Here is a 14,276-nt window from a genome sequence, read left to right on the forward strand (position 1 = left end):
GCCTCGGGCAGCCGGCGAGCCGGCCGCGGTCGTGGGTGCTGTTTGTCGTGGCAGGGCCCGGCGCCGGCTCGCTGCGCTCGGCCGACGCCTCGGATCGCGGTCGGCTGCTCCCCCGCGTCAGCGGGTGTGGCGGTTGCGGGTGGTGGCCGCGTGGATGCGCTCGAGTGCGGTTTCGACGGGAGTCCACGGGCGCACGATCTCGTCGACGGTGGCCTGGGTGATGCCGTGGCTCTCCATCTGCCAGGTGACGCAGAGTCGGCCGTCCTCGAGGTACATCGGCCTGCCGTCGTCCCAGCTGGCGTAGCTGCCGATGGCGCGGGTGGCGTCTCGGGTGCGCATGAGGACGTTGGTCTCGACGATCTCGGTGATGATGGCGCCGGGCGCGCGCCAGGAGACGTTGTGGCCGGCGAAGTCGGGATCTTCGTCGACCGGGCCGGTGGGGGCGACGGCGTAGAGGGTGCCGCGGGATGTGAGCGTGCCGGAGGGTGTGGTGATCTCGGTCTGGAATGCGAAGGCGCGGGCGAAGTCCTGGTTGGTGGAGAAGTAGACGCGGTCGGTGCGTGAGACGATGCCGAGCTCGGGGCGCTCTCGGGGTGTGTACGGGATCCGCAGGCCGGCGGCCGCGGCGTCGCGTGGGCTGAGCAGTCGAGTGCCGATCTCGAGTCCTGGGCAGCCGCCGTGCCAGTAGGTCGGTGCGGATGTCATGGGGCTTACTGCGGCAGGGGCTCGAGGAGCTCGGGACCGTTGGCACGGATGCCGAACGGGGCGACGGCGTCGAACTCGAGGCCGGATGCCTCGGCGACGCCGGCGTGCACGGCCTCGTCGACGAGGCCCTGGTCGCCGACGAGGGACGGATCGAGCCAGTGCAGCCACATGTGCTCGGGGAGGATGACGGGGTTGCGATCGTGGATGCCAGCGAGGGTCTGCACGGCATCCGATGTGACGATGGTCGCGGTGAGCACCCAGCGGTCGGGGTCGTCGTCAGGCTTGGTGCGGTCGGGCCACCAGGAGTAGAGACCGGCGAGGCCGAGGAGCTCGCTGTGCGGGTCGTGGATGAACCAGGGCTGCTTGGAGCCCTTCTCCCCCGTCCACTCGTAGAATCCGCGAGCGAGGATGATCGCTCGTTGGGTCTGCAGCGGCTTACGCCAGGTGCTCTTGCTGGTCAGCGTCTCGGCGCGGGCGTTGAACGTCGGGTACTTGAGCTTGAGGGTGTCGCTCCATGCCGGCACGAGGGACCAGTGCGCCTGCTCGAAGCGGAGCTCGCCGGTTTTCGCGGAGTCGATGAGCATGGGGATCCGCTGTGTCGGTGCGATGTTGTAGTTGGCTTCCCAGTCGGCGCGCCAGTCCTCGGGCTTGCGGCCGGTGCGCGTGACGAAATCGGTGATCTCTTCGTTCACCCGTGAGTCCATCGCGAAGCGCCCGCACATCGTTGCAGCGTATCTCCGGTCTCAGACACCTGGCGAGGATGTCGCGTGCTCGAGCTCGGCACCGTTCATGAGGATGTCGGTGGCGACCAGGCCGGTGTCGGTCTTGCGGGCGAGACCGTTGCGGGTGAGGTCGGAGAGGTAGGTGGAGAAGGTGCCGCCGGTCGTGGCGATGTCGGCCGCGGCGCCGAGGTCTTCCCTGCTGAGGCTGTCGGGGTAGGCGTTGATCAGCGCGTCGAGCATCGCGGCTGCGCCGCGGCGGAGGACGGAGCGGTAGTGGTCTTGGAGCTCGCGTGGGGTGAGGGGGTCGGGGCGACCGCCGAGGTAGTCGAAGCCGGCGTCGGTGAGGGTGTAGCCGGCTGTGTTCTCGTCGAGGAAGCCGGCGCGGCGGATGTCGGAGAGGTAGGTAGACCAGGTTCCGCCGGTGGTCTTGAGGCGGGCGACGGTCCCCCACTGGCTCTTGGTGAGGCGTAGCGGTGCCATGCGGCCGAGGGCGAGGATCATCCGCTGCGCGCCGCTGCGCAGCGCTGGCGCGTCTGCCTTGGTGCCGTTCGTCGAGGCCGGTTCTTCGGCCGGAGATGTCTTTGGCTTCGTGGTTGGGGGAACCGCGCGCACAGCGCGCGGCGTGGGGCCGGCGGGAGGATCGGCGGCGAGCTGGTCGACCGCGGCCGAGAGGTCGGCGATCGCGCGGCGGAGGGCGTCGATCGTGGCGGCGTCGACGGGGGCGGGGACGGGGATCTCGACGATCCTCTCGCGCGGCGGCGCCGACGTCGCGGCTGCGAGCTCACGGCGCAGTCTGATGTTCTCGGCGCGCAGGTGTGCGGCGTCGTCGCTGCTGGTCTCTCGCTGGGGGGTGATCGCCGCGGCGATCGCGTCGAGGTCGACGTCGGCGAGCGTGGTTCGGGTGGGCGAGGACGCGATCTCGCCGATACGCGGTGTGGTGCCGGCGTCGAAGGTGTGGCGCATGCGGAAGCGGAACTTGAGAGGCTCGCCGCGCTCGGGCTGCCAGAGCCAGCATTCGCCGGTCTGCAGCGTGGGCAGGTCGGCGAGGATGCTCTTGGAGTCGGCGTGCACGTCGATCCACGCCTTGATCGCGTCGCGGTCCTGCGGTGCGGTGGTGCGCAGCACGAACAGGTTGTCGATCTGGGTGAGGACGTCCTTGTTGACCGCTGCGCTGCGCTGGGAGGCCATCGTGATCCCGAGGCCCTTGAATCGGCCCTGCTTGACGATGCGCTGCCAGGTCTCGACGAGCGCAGCGTTCTCACCGCGGACCTGCTGCGGCAGGTACTCGTGGCACTCCTCGAGGAAGAAATGTGTGGGGGTGCGATCGGCACGGCGGTAGAAGCGATCGCCGAACGCTCTGAGGAAGCGCCGCAGCTCGGCTTTGGTGAACTCGCTGACGTCGAGGATGGCGGAGAGCTTCTGGTCGACGAGCAGGTCCGCGACGAGCTCGCCGGCGGTGGAGTCGAGCGGGACGTCACCGTGACGCCCGCCGAGCACAGGGATCGGCAATCCTGGCCGATCCCCGTCTACCGACGTGCGGATGCCGTACCAGTCGCCCTTGGGGTCGACGACGATGACGGGCACGCCCACCTGGTGCATCTCCTCGAGCAGCACGACGGCTGCGCTGGTCTTGCCTGCACCCTTCTTGGCCAGGATGCCGTTGGAGCTGGTGATGAGCTCGAGCGGGAGGTCTACGCCCTCGGCGACATGCAGGCCGTTCATGATGTCTCGTCGGGGTCGGGGTCGGGCCTGCGGTAGCGGATCTCGCGGCCGTCTGCGCTGAACGTGACGCCTGGCTCAAGGGGAGGCAGGAGCTCGGGGATGGGCTGGAAGTTGTGAGGGGTGAAGTTGCAGTCCAGGGTGCCGGCGTCGATGCGGTGCTCGAGGTAGTACTGCAGGCGCGCCGTGGCGGTGGGTGAGGCGTCGAGGATGCGGGTGGAGATCTCGACGAGCGGCTCCGCGCCGGCCTGGGGCGTGAGACCGAAGATCCCGAAGGTGATCTGCGGATCGTGGTCCCACAGCTGGATCCTGAGCGTGCCGGATCTGCTGAACGGGCTGATGTACCAGGTCGCAACGGTGGCCTGGTCGAGATTGACGGTGGTGACCGGCTCGGCGGGTCGGAGGAACCTCTTCGCGGAGAGGGTGAGGTTGTGACTGTCGTCGATGGCGATCGCGCCGCCAGCTTCCCAGATTGGGTCCGCGCGCCACATGATGTGCAGGACGAGGAACCACACACCGATGATCATGGCCATCGCGGCGAGGAAGATGCCGGGAGCGAGGAGAGCATCAGCCCAGGGCATCCCGGTGAGCGGGGCGAAGATCGCGCCGCCCGCGGCGAGACCCGCGAGCGCGACGAGGCCCGCGAGCGCGACGAGCATCCGTTCGCTCATGGGATGTCCTCTCTGCCGACCGCTTCGGCTTCGGCGCCGGTAGCGAGGATCCGCAGCGCGTTGGCCTGCTGTGTGGGAGTCATCCTGATCGAGGCGTCGACGATGTTGTGGATGCTCAGGCTGTACTCCCCTGCCGCGTCGAGCGCGATCGTGGCGACGGCGAGCAGCTCGTGATCGTCGGGGAGGTCGATGGGGATCTGTGCGAGCATCCGGCGGTCACCCCCTGGCCTCAGCCGCGGTGGTCTTGCGGACGGTTGTGCGTGCCTGCTTCCGGTAGGAGCGCAGCGGCTTTCGGGGGGCTTCGTCGAGGAAGGCTTTGCCGGCGCCGCTGGCGAGCTTGGTGTTACGCAGCTGGACCCGGTAGGGGTAGACGTCTTCGAGGAGCTCGCTGCGGGCGACGACCGCGGCCCAGTAGCTCGGGAAGGTCGAGATCTCCACGAGCTTGCCGCCGGCGGTGAGGCGCTTGTCGGCGGCGCGATCGCGGTCGGTGCGGGCCATGCGGACGGTGAGGACCGGCATGTCCTTGATCTTGATGACTGCGAGATCCCACTGCTCGAGGTACCCCTTGTATCCCCACAGCGCGACGGCGTTCTTGGGGTCGGATGAGATCTTGGTCACTGCGCTGCGGGCGTAGACGAGATCTTTCCGCTCCTGCTCGAAGGCGCCCTGTGGGGGGCGGACGAGGCTGATGACGTGTCCGATCCGGCGCGGTGGGACGCCGTCACGGATCCATCGGCGGATGGTGCCCTCGGAGACGCCGAATGTCTCGGAGGCGGTGCCAGCGTCGACGTGGCCGAGTCGGTTGAAGCTGCCGAGGGCGGCGCCCATGACTTGGCCGAGCTTGCGGGCTCCCCAGGCCTTCTCGAGTGCTTCGACGTTGGCGCTTTCGGGGGTGAACCAGAGCGGGGCAGGGTCGGTGTAGGTCGACGAGACGTCCATGACCAACCTCCTACCTAGTGAATGTGACATTCACAGCATAGGCGACGGCGGCAGTCGTGGTCAACGACGCGCGGGTGCCCGTGCTGTCGCTGCGGCCTATTTTCCGCGGAACCGGAGAACGTGCCCGACGAAGGCTGAGCCGGTCTCGTCGTACAGCTTCTTGAGCGCCGGGGTGGAGACGGAGAGGTTTTCTGTCTTCGGCAGGCCGAGCTCGTCGAAGAGGGCGCTCTGCAGCTGCTCGCGGCTGCGCAGGTTGATCTCGCGGCCGAGCTCGGCGTAGGCCTGCTTCGCGGCTTCCTCCTGCTCGGTGTTGCCGGCGGTCTCCTCGAGGCGCCGCTTGATGAAGGCGTCGGCGTCCTTCTTGTGGAACAGCGGCGAGCGTGCGCCCTCGGGGAGCGCGGACTTGGGGAACCCTTCTTTGCGCTGCTTGGTGCCGGTGGCGTAGACGCGCACGGTCTGCTGAGAGACGTTGAGCTTCTCGGCGATGTAGGCGTAGTCGACGAGCTCGGGCATGGTGGCTGCCATCGGCTGGTCCTCTCTCTGATCGTCAGTCCGGTCACGCCTGATAAAAGCGTGACATTCACTACATAGAGCGTATCGCGCCGGTCGACGGATTCGAGCAACGGCGCGGGTGGGAGCTACGCAGTGGGAGGGGTGGTTCGTCTCGCGGAGGCCGGCGGTATCAGCGCCACTCGACGCCCTTGATGCCGTGGAACTGCCAGCCGTCGACGTAGCGGGTGTCGTAGATGCCGGTGAGGTAGTCGGTTGCGCCGGCGTCGCCGCCCTGCACCCATGCGTCGTAGAGCTGCTGCTGCTCGAACGGGGACATGTCGAGGTTGCTGAACCGCTCGGCGACGTACTTCTTGTCGTTGGGGTCGGAGGAGGGGCCCTGCAGGGCGTTGATGCGGATGGTGCGCTGCCGGGTGGGGAGCTGCGCCTGTACGCGCTTGGCGAGCTGCCCGCGGCCGCGCTGGGTGGTCACGGACTGGCGGACGCGCTTGGTGATCTCCTTGGTGATCACGGCACGCGGGTTCTGCGCGCCGCGGATCCAGCGCTGGACGGTGCCCTGGGAGACACCGAGCTTCTTGGCGGCGAGGCCGGTCGCGATCGGGAAGCGGTCGCTCTTGCCAGGGAAGAGGAACCGGAGCATGGCGCGGGTGTCGGGGTGCTCGGCGGTGTAGTCGGGGATCTTCTGCCCGGTGAGGCCCTCGAACATCGCTTTCATCTGGCGGGCTTGGGCGACCTTGCTCAGTGCCATCAGATCAGCTCCTCGAGGTACTTCTTGCCCTTGTAGGAGCCGTCACCGTTGAGGAACTCGGCGTGATGCGCGAGCGGGTCGGATCCTTCGTACTTGTACTGCCCCAGGCCGCGGCCGAACCAGGAGGGGTCTCCCGGCCAGGCCTCGAGCGGGTCGATGTGGTCGCTGGTGTAGACGACGGTGTCCTTCTCGATCGCGACGGGCCACCGGCCGGTGCGCTCGGCGTTGGCGAGGACGCGGCGGATGATGTTGGCGCGGGACTTGGCGACGATCATGTCGTGGCGGTGCGGGGCCCACACGGCGAGGGTGTCGTGGTCGCCGCGGTAGTCGAGCATGCCGATCGCGGCGGCGTAGACGATCTTGAGCAGGTCGCGGGCGGCCTGGTCGTCGACGTCGGTGGTGTCGAGGGTGGTGCGGGCGTCGCGGATGCGCTTGTACCAGGCCTCGAAGACCTTGGCCTTGCGATCCCACAGCCAGGCTTCGTGGATCTCGAGCTCGAGGCCCATTTCGCTCGCGAGCTCGAGGGTGGGTGTGCTGACCCAGATCTGAGAGCCGGCGAACCCTTCGCGGACGATGCCCTGCGCGGCGAAGATGTCGGGCATGAGCCAGCTGCCCGGTTCGGGGGCGGTGATCAGCCAGTAGCCGGGCTTGTTCGTGGCCTTGGTGAACTGCAGCGGCCCGTCGTAGTGGGTGGGCGCGCCGACGCCGACCTCGGTGCTTGCAGCGGCGAGGTAGGAACCGCCCCGGTCGAACCCATGCGCCCACTTCTGCTCGATCTCGTCGCCGAAGAGCTTGCGCTGCCAGTTGAAGTCGCCCTCGGCCATCATCTGGTCCTTGACGGGCGCAGGCCGGTCCTGCGGGTAGTAGATCTCGTCGTGCTTGTCGCGGGGCAGCAGTGCGCGCATGAGCTTGGTGCCGGTAGTGCCAGCGCTGCTGCGGTAAGGGAACTTGAGCGCCGCGGTGAACTTGCCCAGGCGGCGGGCGATCGTGGCCGGGTCCGGGTCGCCGTCGAGGATCGTGCTGATGAAGCGGAAGTCCTGGGCGGGCAGGAGCGCGATGTGCGCACCGATGCCGCGGTTGTCCTCGCGCCACACGTCGATGCTGCCGGTCATGGAGCCGTCACCGCTGAGCGAGAATCCGGCCTCGGTCGCCAGGGTGATGAACGGGTGCCCCTTGGTGGCCTCGCGCAGCAGCTTGCCGTAGTCGGAGTCGGTGGATTCGGGCAGGGTGTCCAGCGGGAGGCCAAGCGCGAGGGCGGCTTCCATCGTGAGGTAGATCTGGCCGCGCTCGGTCTTGCGTGCACCGTTCGTGCCCTGGTTGATGCGGGTGCCCAGGTTCAGGTCCGTGGCCAGCTGCGCGAGCTGGCCGGCGTGCTCGAGCTGACCGCGGATGGTGATCAGCTCACCCGTGGACAGCCAGAGCCCGTCCGTGTGGAGCACGCCCAGCGGTGCACGGAAGTCCTCGGCCGACGTCGTGGTGCTCGGACGTGCGGGCGCGGTCGGGACGGGGGAATCTGCAGCTGCAGGCTGCTCGGGCTCGGGCTCGGGCTCGGGCTCGGGCTCGGCCGGGGCCGGCGGCGCCGACTGCGGGGTCTGCTCCGCCGGCTGAGTGGGCGTGGGCGCTTCGTCGACGGTCGAGGCGTCGAACAGCGCCGGGAAGTCCACGGGCGAGTCGTCCGGGCCTGCTCCCCCGTCTCCGCTGGTGGGTCCACCGGAGGGCTCATCGGGGTTGCTGCCGGTGAGGGCTGACAGCGGAATGTCCCACACGCGGTGCTGCATCGAGCGTCCGGTGCGACGGACGACGCTGCGCTTGCCGGCGCCGTCGACGAGGAGCCACCCGTGGGAGAGCATCGACGAGGACAGCGAGGTCTTGGTGTCGCTGAATGCTTCGTCGGCGCGCTGCGACATCTGGCGGGCGACGGCGACTGCGGTGGTCGGGAACAGGTAGAGGCGCTGGTCGCGGATGATGCCGACCCGCTGGCCGTTGGGGCGCCACTGCGGGTGCATGCCGGTGGAATGGTCGGTCCATCCCAGCGAGCTCGCGTCTTCGGGGACTGCACCATCCATGCCGGCCAGGTGGGCGTTGCCGTTGGCGATCGCCTCGCGCAGATACTCCATCAGCTGCTCGGCGGGGTCGGATGCGGACGAGTCCTGCAGGCTGATCGCCTCGGCGATGCCGGCACGCGCCCAGGCGTAGAAGTCCTTGGCCTCTTCGGCGGTGATGACGTCGAGGTCGCGGAGCATCATCAGCATGATCACGATGCCGCGATCCAGGACCACAGCGGATTGCACGAGGCGGTCGTGGAGGCCAGCGTGCCCGTTCTGGCTGGGGATGGTCTTACGCCAGTAGGCCTGCGTGCACAGGCGGTGCTCGCTGTCCTCCTCGGCCTCGGTGAAGTCGTCGACGAGCTGCTGCCGCCGCGCCGCGGTCCACTGCACGAGTGAGGAGCCGATGAGGGCGCGGGCGTGGCGGGCACGGCGGGACTCGAGGCGCCCGAAGATCTCACCGCCGTTCTTGAGAGTGGCGGGGTCCAACGGCAGGTTGACGATGCGGGAGTCGGCGGAGCCCTGGGCGGACAACTCGCCGGACGTGATGATGCTGGCAAGGATCGGACGGTCGGCCTCGGCGCCGCCGCGCTGCTTGCCGCGGATGCGTCCGATGCCGTTGAACACGGTGCGGCCGAGGGTGCTGATGCGGCGGATCGCGTCGCTGGCGTTGCCGTCCGGGGCGAAGTCATCGACAATCACCGGGACGTTGCTGATCGCGGAGAGGGTGCGCTGCAGGCCGATCGCGGTGGATCCGCCGGCAGCGCCGGAGATCAGGCCCTTGGTGTTGTGGGTGAGGTTCGGTGCGAAGTACTGCACGGCCAGACGGCTGTGGGAGGTCTTGTAGGACGCGAACCCGCCCACCAGGTGCAGCAGGATCGGGCCGGGCAGGACCGGGGCGGTCCAGGAGTGGCCGAGCAGGGGGGCGATCACGCGGGCCGGGAGCTCAGATTCGCGCAGCGCCACGGTGCCGTCGATCCATGCCTGACGCAGCGCGTCGCGGTCTGTGGTGGGGGCGGGCATTGCATAGATGTCGGAGGTCTTTGCCACGTCCACGTCGACGTCGACCGCGCCGCCCTTGGCGATCGCGCCTGCGGCGTGTACGAAGTAGTCGCCGGTTTCGGCGGTGCGCCATCCGACCGTGGTGTGGACGATGCTGTTGTTCCGCGGCGGTTTGATCGCGTTCATCGCATCCCACGCCTGATCCGCGCCGCGGCGGCTGTTCGACTCGAGGAACCCCGGCCAGGGCATCGCCTTTGACCATGACCCGTCGCGGATCTGGTCTTCGGTGTACTTCAGGGTGACCGACTCGGTCTTGAACTGGCCCGTGTCCGGGTCGCGGGTCGGGTAGCCGCGGTCGTTCGGAACCCACCGGGAGAACTTGATCACGTACAGGTGCGGGGGTCGGGCGATCTCATTGTCGGTGCCGTCGTCCTCGATGGCGACGGTCTGAACCTCCGCCCACCCGCGCATGACTCGGAAGTACTTGTCGTCCTCGTCGCCAGGGGTGTGCTTGATGAGCACGGTCTGCCCCTCGACGACGTCGTAGTGGTTGCCCTGGATGAACGGGCGCTTCTCGGGCTGGTCCTCGGGGTTGTCGTTCCCGAAGAACACTCCCCCGTTGCCGCCTCCGCTGCCGGTCTGCGTGCGGGGTGCGGCAGGGGTGATCTCGACGGTCTCAGCCGGCGGCTGCTCCTCGACGTCGGGACGGATCGCGACGATCGACGAAGCGACCGCCTGGGGCACGTCGAGGCCCGCGACGATGTAGGTGTCACGGGAGATCCGCGCACCCTCGGCGACCGCGGCCGCGTACTCCTGCAGGGCGGTGCGGCCGCGATCGCCGAGCTGCTCCGGGGTCAGGACAGGGTCGATCGCTTTGATCCGCTCGAGGCGGTTGAGGGACTCCCGCGCCCACGCCTCGGCGTGCTGCTCGGAAGTCGCCCGGTCCTGCTGGCTCTGCTCGAGCTGCGCGGTCGCTTCCTTGAGGCACACCGCAACGCCGGTGCGCCCGTGCACGAGCTTGTCGGCCTCGGCCGCGGCGACGATCGCACGGGCGTCGTCGACGGTGATCTCGACGAGCGTCGCGACCGTCCCACCAGCGTCCATGTGGTCTGTGAAGTCCGACTTGCGATCGTCGAGGTTGGGCAGGAAGATCCGCGCCGGGATGCCGAGCTCGGCCAGCTGCGCACCGACACCCGCAGCACGCTGTGCGCCGGCGGGATCGTTGTCGACGACCAGGTTGACCGAGGCGCCCCGGAAGTGCTCGAGCAGCTCGGCGGGGAAAGCCGTAGCGCCGCCGGCATTGGTGGTCGCGGCCAGGCCCTCGGCGATCGCGCTGTCGGCGTCCTTCTCCCCCTCGAGCAGCCACACATCCCCGCCGGCGGCGACCGCTGCGCGGATCGCGGCGAGGTTGTAGAGCAGGGGGGCGAAGCCTTCCGGCTTGCGCTTGACCCATCGGCCATTGGCGCCACGGTAGCTCTGGGTGAACCGCTTGTGCCGCTGCCCGTCCAGGGTGGTCTCTTCGCGGTGGACCCGCTGCAGGACGACGCCGTTGTCGTCGACGTACTCGTAGACCTTCACCTGGCGCCACGTCGCGCCCGTCAGGTCCGGGGTCTTGGGGGCGAGCTCATCCTGCGTCAGCCGCGGGGGCAGCGAAGGCCGCTTCGCCCTCGGGGTGCGCTGACTGGTGCGGCGGTCGGCGGGCAGTGGCGCGTCGAACAGGTCACTGACGGTCAGGCCGATCGCGCCGCACACGTCACGGAGGTCGAAGGCATCACCGCAGCCGAAGCAGTGCATCATCACCTTGCCGCCGGCCCGGTCGTAACGGATGCTCAGCGACGGCATCGCGTCACCGTGCACGGGGCACAGCGCCATGTGCTGGCTCCCGTTGCGGCGAGGCTTCCACCCACCGCGCTCGAGCGCCTCGAGAACGCGGTCCATGGAGTTCGTAGCCGTCGCCGTGCCGGTGTACTCAAGCGTCATCGCTGCAGCACACCCCCTCGGGTGCACGCTGCATCGCCCAGCGGGTGCGACACGACGGCCACACCAACGCTAGACATCCGCAATATCGCGGCTATAATCATGAACGTCCTAACTGACGAACTCTGATGCAGCATCAGAAATCTGATCAGCCTCTTGCAGGAGGCTGTGACCCAAAAGCACTCAAGACCCCCGATGGTTTGCAGACCAGAGGGGGTCGAGTCGTTTATGCCGATCGTGGCAACTCAAGCTCCTGTTCTGTCGCACGGATAGCACGCTCATGCTCGGCCTTCTTGAGCTCGTCCTGGACGTAGTCAGGGATCTCGAGGCCGGCCTGCTTGGAAACAGCCAGCGCGAGCCAGCTGCTGAGAGGGATTCCTGCTTCCTCGGCGAGGCGCTCAAGAATCGGTTGATACGCCTGCGGGTACCGCACGGTGCTCGTCGCACGAGGGCCGTAGTTGCGGCGTCCCGGCTTGTTAGCTGTCGCTGGCATGTCCCCGTTCTAGCACGATCCTGAATCAGAATCACGGATTGCCGCGAAGTGTCCCGCCGCCGTGTCTTCTCGCCCATGTCAGGTATAGGCCCAACCTCGGACCCTTCGCGGACATCGGTTCCCGGAAAAAGTTCGACATCGCCGTTGGTACACCTTTCTCGCCTCGCGCGGGCGCGCATGTGTGAGGGCTTGCGCTGAAAAGGTGTACCAGGTGTACCGGAGACGGAAAATAGCCTGGTCAAGAGTCAAAAATTGCTGGTACACCTTGCCAGATCACAGGTGTACCGCGAGAAGCAAAACCCCAGATCAATGGCTTATTCGTTGGTACACCTCAAAAGTGTACCGATGCGCGTGGCGGGGCAGGTTCCCGTTACGTCTACGTTCGCACGGGATCCGTGGGGATATCGACGGCGTCGCTTCGAGAGGGGCTCTTTGGCCCCGTCGGGGAGAGATCCCGCCCTGCTGTTCGGCGTGTCGCGTTAGAGCTCGCGGTCGGTGGGGATCTTCCAGACGCGGGTCGGTTCCCCACCGATCCGCACGCTCACAGTCCCGGTCTTGGATGTGATCAGGTACAGGCGCCGCAGCGCCGCGGTGATTGCTTTGATACTGAGATTCGGGTCGCCGTGGGCGGCTCGGATGAATGGCAGCGCCTCGGTTGGCCGGATGTACAGGTAGTCGCGATCGGCACGGCCGATCACCCATTCCTTGCTGTCGCTGGCGTTGTCGGCGAGTTCTCCGCCGTTTGCGAGGAGATACCTGACGGCATCGCGCAGAGCCCAGACGATCTGGTCGTCTGGGCTGAGCCATGAGGTCGCCGGGGCAGCTGGGGTGTCGAGCCCGAGGGAGCGCAGGATCGTGTCGCCGAGGTAGAACGCTGCGCCGAGGCGGCGGGGCTTGTCGTAGTCGGGATGGCGGGCGATGTTGATCGCGTGCTCGTTGAGGTCCAGGTGGCGTGTGCTCTGTTGCAGGTAGCTCGCGATGATGCGTCGGCCGGCGGCTGCAGGTTCGCTCGCCATGGCGCGTAGCGGTTGAACGCTGCGCGGTCTCTGGGGCAGCTCGATCGTGATGGAGCGATTCGCGCTGAGTGGCTGGATTGTCTGAGAGCTGGCGACGATCAGGGCGGATGCTTTGCTGAGTGGGGTTGAGAACGAGATGAAGCTCTCTACCTCGATCTCGTCGAGCCCGCTAAGGGGAGAGCGGGGGCTGACGTGGGGGGCGCTGTTGAGGACGAGTGGCTTGTTGGGGACTACGGCACGGCGGATCCCGGCGAACGTGAGTGGGTCGATGCGTGGTCGTTCGACTTCACCGGCGAGCTCGGCGAGCGCATCGGCAAGGGTGTCTCTTGTCGATGGTGTTCCGCCGACGATGAAGATCGGGGTGGGGAGGGGCTCGATGTGTGAGTAGGCGATCGCGCGGATGAGCCTGTCGGCGTGGAGGGGGAATGCTTCGCGCAGGGGCTCGATCCCTGCGGCCCAGGCGCTTCGCGCGTGAGCTGCAGGGATCGGGTCGGTGGCGAGTGTGTCCATGGTCAGGTGTCGGCGTCTGTGTCTGTGCGGATGGCGATGAGCTCGTGGCCTTCGGGGATCTGTGTCTCAAGCAGCTCGCGCGCCTCCTGGTAGCTGCTCGCCTCGACGGTGATCCGCTCGGTGGCGGTGCTGCGGATGGTCCCAATGACACGCATGGCGCGGACCTTAGTCGGTGTCTCCGACATCGACGCGCTCGTACTCCGAGACCCGCTCGCCAGAGTCGGCCGCGATCTCGGATGACATGATCTCAGCGCTCATCCCGTCCAGGCCTTGGTCGATGAACTGCTCGTACAGCTCGGCCTCGAGCGGTCCCCGGCGGCTCATGCGCTGGCCTGCAGATGCCGTTGCACGTACTCGTCGAGTGCTGCCCGGACGACGTCGGAGTCGCTCTTCATCCCCAGTTGGGCGCGCAGCTGGTCGACCTCGCGCTTGCGGGTCGGGGTGACGCGGGTGCGGATCGTCGGGGAGGAGCCGGCGCCTGCTGCCGTCCCTCCCACGCGGGGCCGTCCACCGACCGCTCGCGCGACGGCCTGCGTGCTTCCGAGGGCGTCGAGGAGCATCTGCTGCCCGATGGCTGCGGCGTCGGCGCCGTGGGCGCTCTCCCCCGGCGTCGACGTGCCGGTGGGCTGTTCCTCGAGCGCGGCGAGGGTGGCGTAGCGCTCCTGGTCCTTCTTGCTGAGGGTCATCCGTTCTCCTCCTCCATCTGTCGGCGGTAGTAGGCGCCCAGCGGCATGACGTGGTAGACGACGAAGTTGCCGCCGGGCTTGAGTTCAATGAGCACTTCGATCAGCCGATCGGTCTGCGCGTGTTGCGGGCCGACGAAGACGCGACGCTGGTTGCGGGAGTCGCCCTCGTTGATCTTGACCTTGGTGCTCGTGTAGATCGCGTTCTGCATGGCGTAGAGCGCATCGGCGTGGGGAATGTCGTGCTTGTCAGCTGACTTCGGCCACTCGATCCCCATACAGGTATTGTGCCACAAAACTTAGACCCAGGAAAGGTCATCTGTGGAGAGATGGCCCGCGCGATCGGGCCGGAGGCGTAGCGTCGCGGAATGGTCGACGACGGATTGGCGATCGGCGTTCAGCCGCACTGCTGCGGCGTAGTGATGCGCGATCGCCCCGGCGTGCTGGTGTGCGTGGTGTGCGGCCGCGAGGACGTGTTGCGAATGGTGCCCGCTCCCCCGGTCTTCGTCGGCGCGAGCATCCATGGAGGGTGACCC

16 protein-coding genes are annotated in these 14,276 nt (G+C 67.8%); 1 reads left to right on the forward strand and 15 read right to left on the reverse strand.

The window, feature by feature from the left end:
• Positions 1–117: 117 nt before the first annotated feature.
• From ACSF8R_RS13020 to ACSF8R_RS13090, 15 genes are all read right to left on the reverse strand, one after another.
• Positions 118–705 carry a hypothetical protein gene (locus ACSF8R_RS13020; protein WP_251448588.1) on the reverse strand — a complete coding sequence of 196 codons (588 nt, stop codon included), beginning with the start codon at positions 703–705 and terminating at the stop codon, positions 118–120.
• 5 nt (positions 706–710) lie between these two features.
• Positions 711–1,427 carry an SOS response-associated peptidase gene (locus ACSF8R_RS13025; protein ID WP_285814521.1) on the reverse strand — a complete coding sequence of 239 codons (717 nt, stop codon included), beginning with the start codon at positions 1,425–1,427 and terminating at the stop codon, positions 711–713.
• Between the two features lie 21 nt (positions 1,428–1,448).
• Positions 1,449–3,149 carry an ATP-binding protein gene (locus ACSF8R_RS13030; protein ID WP_251448585.1) on the reverse strand — a complete coding sequence of 567 codons (1,701 nt, stop codon included), beginning with the start codon at positions 3,147–3,149 and terminating at the stop codon, positions 1,449–1,451.
• Complete coding sequence (locus ACSF8R_RS13035; protein ID WP_062635333.1) at positions 3,146–3,817, reverse strand: hypothetical protein; 672 nt, start codon at positions 3,815–3,817, stop codon at positions 3,146–3,148. Before ACSF8R_RS13035 ends, ACSF8R_RS13030 begins: the two co-directional genes overlap by 4 nt.
• A complete protein-coding gene (locus ACSF8R_RS13040) occupies positions 3,814–4,026 on the reverse strand; it encodes a hypothetical protein (RefSeq protein WP_062635331.1) in 213 nt (70 codons plus the stop codon). Before ACSF8R_RS13040 ends, ACSF8R_RS13035 begins: the two co-directional genes overlap by 4 nt.
• A gap of 7 nt (positions 4,027–4,033) precedes the next feature.
• Entirely contained in the window at positions 4,034–4,756 is a 723-nt protein-coding gene (locus tag ACSF8R_RS13045; RefSeq protein WP_062635330.1) for a hypothetical protein, read from the reverse strand.
• A gap of 96 nt (positions 4,757–4,852) precedes the next feature.
• Positions 4,853–5,281, reverse strand: coding sequence for a hypothetical protein (locus tag ACSF8R_RS13050; protein WP_062635328.1), 429 nt, complete (start codon positions 5,279–5,281; stop codon positions 4,853–4,855).
• Between the two features lie 157 nt (positions 5,282–5,438).
• Positions 5,439–6,014 (reverse strand): DUF1804 family protein, encoded by a 576-nt coding sequence (locus ACSF8R_RS13055; protein WP_251448581.1) that lies wholly within the window; start codon positions 6,012–6,014, stop codon positions 5,439–5,441.
• Complete coding sequence (locus ACSF8R_RS13060) at positions 6,014–11,041, reverse strand: CHC2 zinc finger domain-containing protein (RefSeq protein ID WP_251448576.1); 5,028 nt, start codon at positions 11,039–11,041, stop codon at positions 6,014–6,016. Before ACSF8R_RS13060 ends, ACSF8R_RS13055 begins: the two co-directional genes overlap by 1 nt.
• Before the next feature lie 223 nt (positions 11,042–11,264).
• Entirely contained in the window at positions 11,265–11,531 is a 267-nt protein-coding gene (locus ACSF8R_RS13065; protein ID WP_157523976.1) for a hypothetical protein, read from the reverse strand.
• 479 nt (positions 11,532–12,010) lie between these two features.
• On the reverse strand, positions 12,011–13,057 hold the full coding sequence (locus tag ACSF8R_RS13070) for a hypothetical protein (protein ID WP_062635321.1): 1,047 nt from the start codon (positions 13,055–13,057) through the stop codon (positions 12,011–12,013).
• A gap of 2 nt (positions 13,058–13,059) precedes the next feature.
• Positions 13,060–13,212, reverse strand: coding sequence for a hypothetical protein (locus ACSF8R_RS13075; RefSeq protein WP_197462131.1), 153 nt, complete (start codon positions 13,210–13,212; stop codon positions 13,060–13,062).
• Positions 13,213–13,222: 10 nt separating this feature from the next.
• Positions 13,223–13,381: a hypothetical protein gene (locus tag ACSF8R_RS13080; protein ID WP_157523974.1), complete on the reverse strand. Its 159-nt coding sequence runs from the start codon at positions 13,379–13,381 to the stop codon at positions 13,223–13,225.
• On the reverse strand, positions 13,378–13,743 hold the full coding sequence (locus ACSF8R_RS13085) for a hypothetical protein (RefSeq protein ID WP_062635320.1): 366 nt from the start codon (positions 13,741–13,743) through the stop codon (positions 13,378–13,380). Before ACSF8R_RS13085 ends, ACSF8R_RS13080 begins: the two co-directional genes overlap by 4 nt.
• Entirely contained in the window at positions 13,740–14,018 is a 279-nt protein-coding gene (locus ACSF8R_RS13090) for a hypothetical protein (RefSeq protein WP_062635317.1), read from the reverse strand. Before ACSF8R_RS13090 ends, ACSF8R_RS13085 begins: the two co-directional genes overlap by 4 nt.
• Before the next feature lie 90 nt (positions 14,019–14,108).
• On the opposite strand from ACSF8R_RS13090, the gene ACSF8R_RS13095 reads away from it, so the two are divergent.
• Positions 14,109–14,273 carry a hypothetical protein gene (locus ACSF8R_RS13095; protein WP_157523972.1) on the forward strand — a complete coding sequence of 55 codons (165 nt, stop codon included), beginning with the start codon at positions 14,109–14,111 and terminating at the stop codon, positions 14,271–14,273.
• The last annotated feature ends 3 nt before the right edge of the window (positions 14,274–14,276 follow it).

The organism is Microbacterium sp. bgisy189, assembly GCF_965345345.1.
GTDB lineage: Bacteria > Actinomycetota > Actinomycetes > Actinomycetales > Microbacteriaceae > Microbacterium.

What these genes read in the sequence shown, in the direction of transcription:
- ACSF8R_RS13065 (WP_157523976.1), bottom strand. Translation starts at nt 11,531, where the DNA reads ATGCCAGCGACAGCTAACAAGCCGGGACGCCGCAACTACGGCCCTCGT.
- ACSF8R_RS13090 (WP_062635317.1), bottom strand. Translation starts at nt 14,018, where the DNA reads ATGGGGATCGAGTGGCCGAAGTCAGCTGACAAGCACGACATTCCCCAC.
- ACSF8R_RS13035 (WP_062635333.1), bottom strand. Translation starts at nt 3,817, where the DNA reads ATGAGCGAACGGATGCTCGTCGCGCTCGCGGGCCTCGTCGCGCTCGCG.
- ACSF8R_RS13025 (WP_285814521.1), bottom strand. Translation starts at nt 1,427, where the DNA reads ATGTGCGGGCGCTTCGCGATGGACTCACGGGTGAACGAAGAGATCACC.
- ACSF8R_RS13075 (WP_197462131.1), bottom strand. Translation starts at nt 13,212, where the DNA reads ATGCGTGTCATTGGGACCATCCGCAGCACCGCCACCGAGCGGATCACC.
- ACSF8R_RS13080 (WP_157523974.1), bottom strand. Translation starts at nt 13,381, where the DNA reads ATGAGCCGCCGGGGACCGCTCGAGGCCGAGCTGTACGAGCAGTTCATC.
- ACSF8R_RS13020 (WP_251448588.1), bottom strand. Translation starts at nt 705, where the DNA reads ATGACATCCGCACCGACCTACTGGCACGGCGGCTGCCCAGGACTCGAG.
- ACSF8R_RS13055 (WP_251448581.1), bottom strand. Translation starts at nt 6,014, where the DNA reads ATGGCACTGAGCAAGGTCGCCCAAGCCCGCCAGATGAAAGCGATGTTC.
- ACSF8R_RS13085 (WP_062635320.1), bottom strand. Translation starts at nt 13,743, where the DNA reads ATGACCCTCAGCAAGAAGGACCAGGAGCGCTACGCCACCCTCGCCGCG.
- ACSF8R_RS13070 (WP_062635321.1), bottom strand. Translation starts at nt 13,057, where the DNA reads ATGGACACACTCGCCACCGACCCGATCCCTGCAGCTCACGCGCGAAGC.
- ACSF8R_RS13050 (WP_062635328.1), bottom strand. Translation starts at nt 5,281, where the DNA reads ATGGCAGCCACCATGCCCGAGCTCGTCGACTACGCCTACATCGCCGAG.
- ACSF8R_RS13040 (WP_062635331.1), bottom strand. Translation starts at nt 4,026, where the DNA reads ATGCTCGCACAGATCCCCATCGACCTCCCCGACGATCACGAGCTGCTC.
- ACSF8R_RS13045 (WP_062635330.1), bottom strand. Translation starts at nt 4,756, where the DNA reads ATGGACGTCTCGTCGACCTACACCGACCCTGCCCCGCTCTGGTTCACC.
- ACSF8R_RS13095 (WP_157523972.1), top strand. Translation starts at nt 14,109, where the DNA reads ATGGTCGACGACGGATTGGCGATCGGCGTTCAGCCGCACTGCTGCGGC.
- ACSF8R_RS13030 (WP_251448585.1), bottom strand. Translation starts at nt 3,149, where the DNA reads ATGAACGGCCTGCATGTCGCCGAGGGCGTAGACCTCCCGCTCGAGCTC.
- ACSF8R_RS13060 (WP_251448576.1), bottom strand. Translation starts at nt 11,041, where the DNA reads ATGACGCTTGAGTACACCGGCACGGCGACGGCTACGAACTCCATGGAC.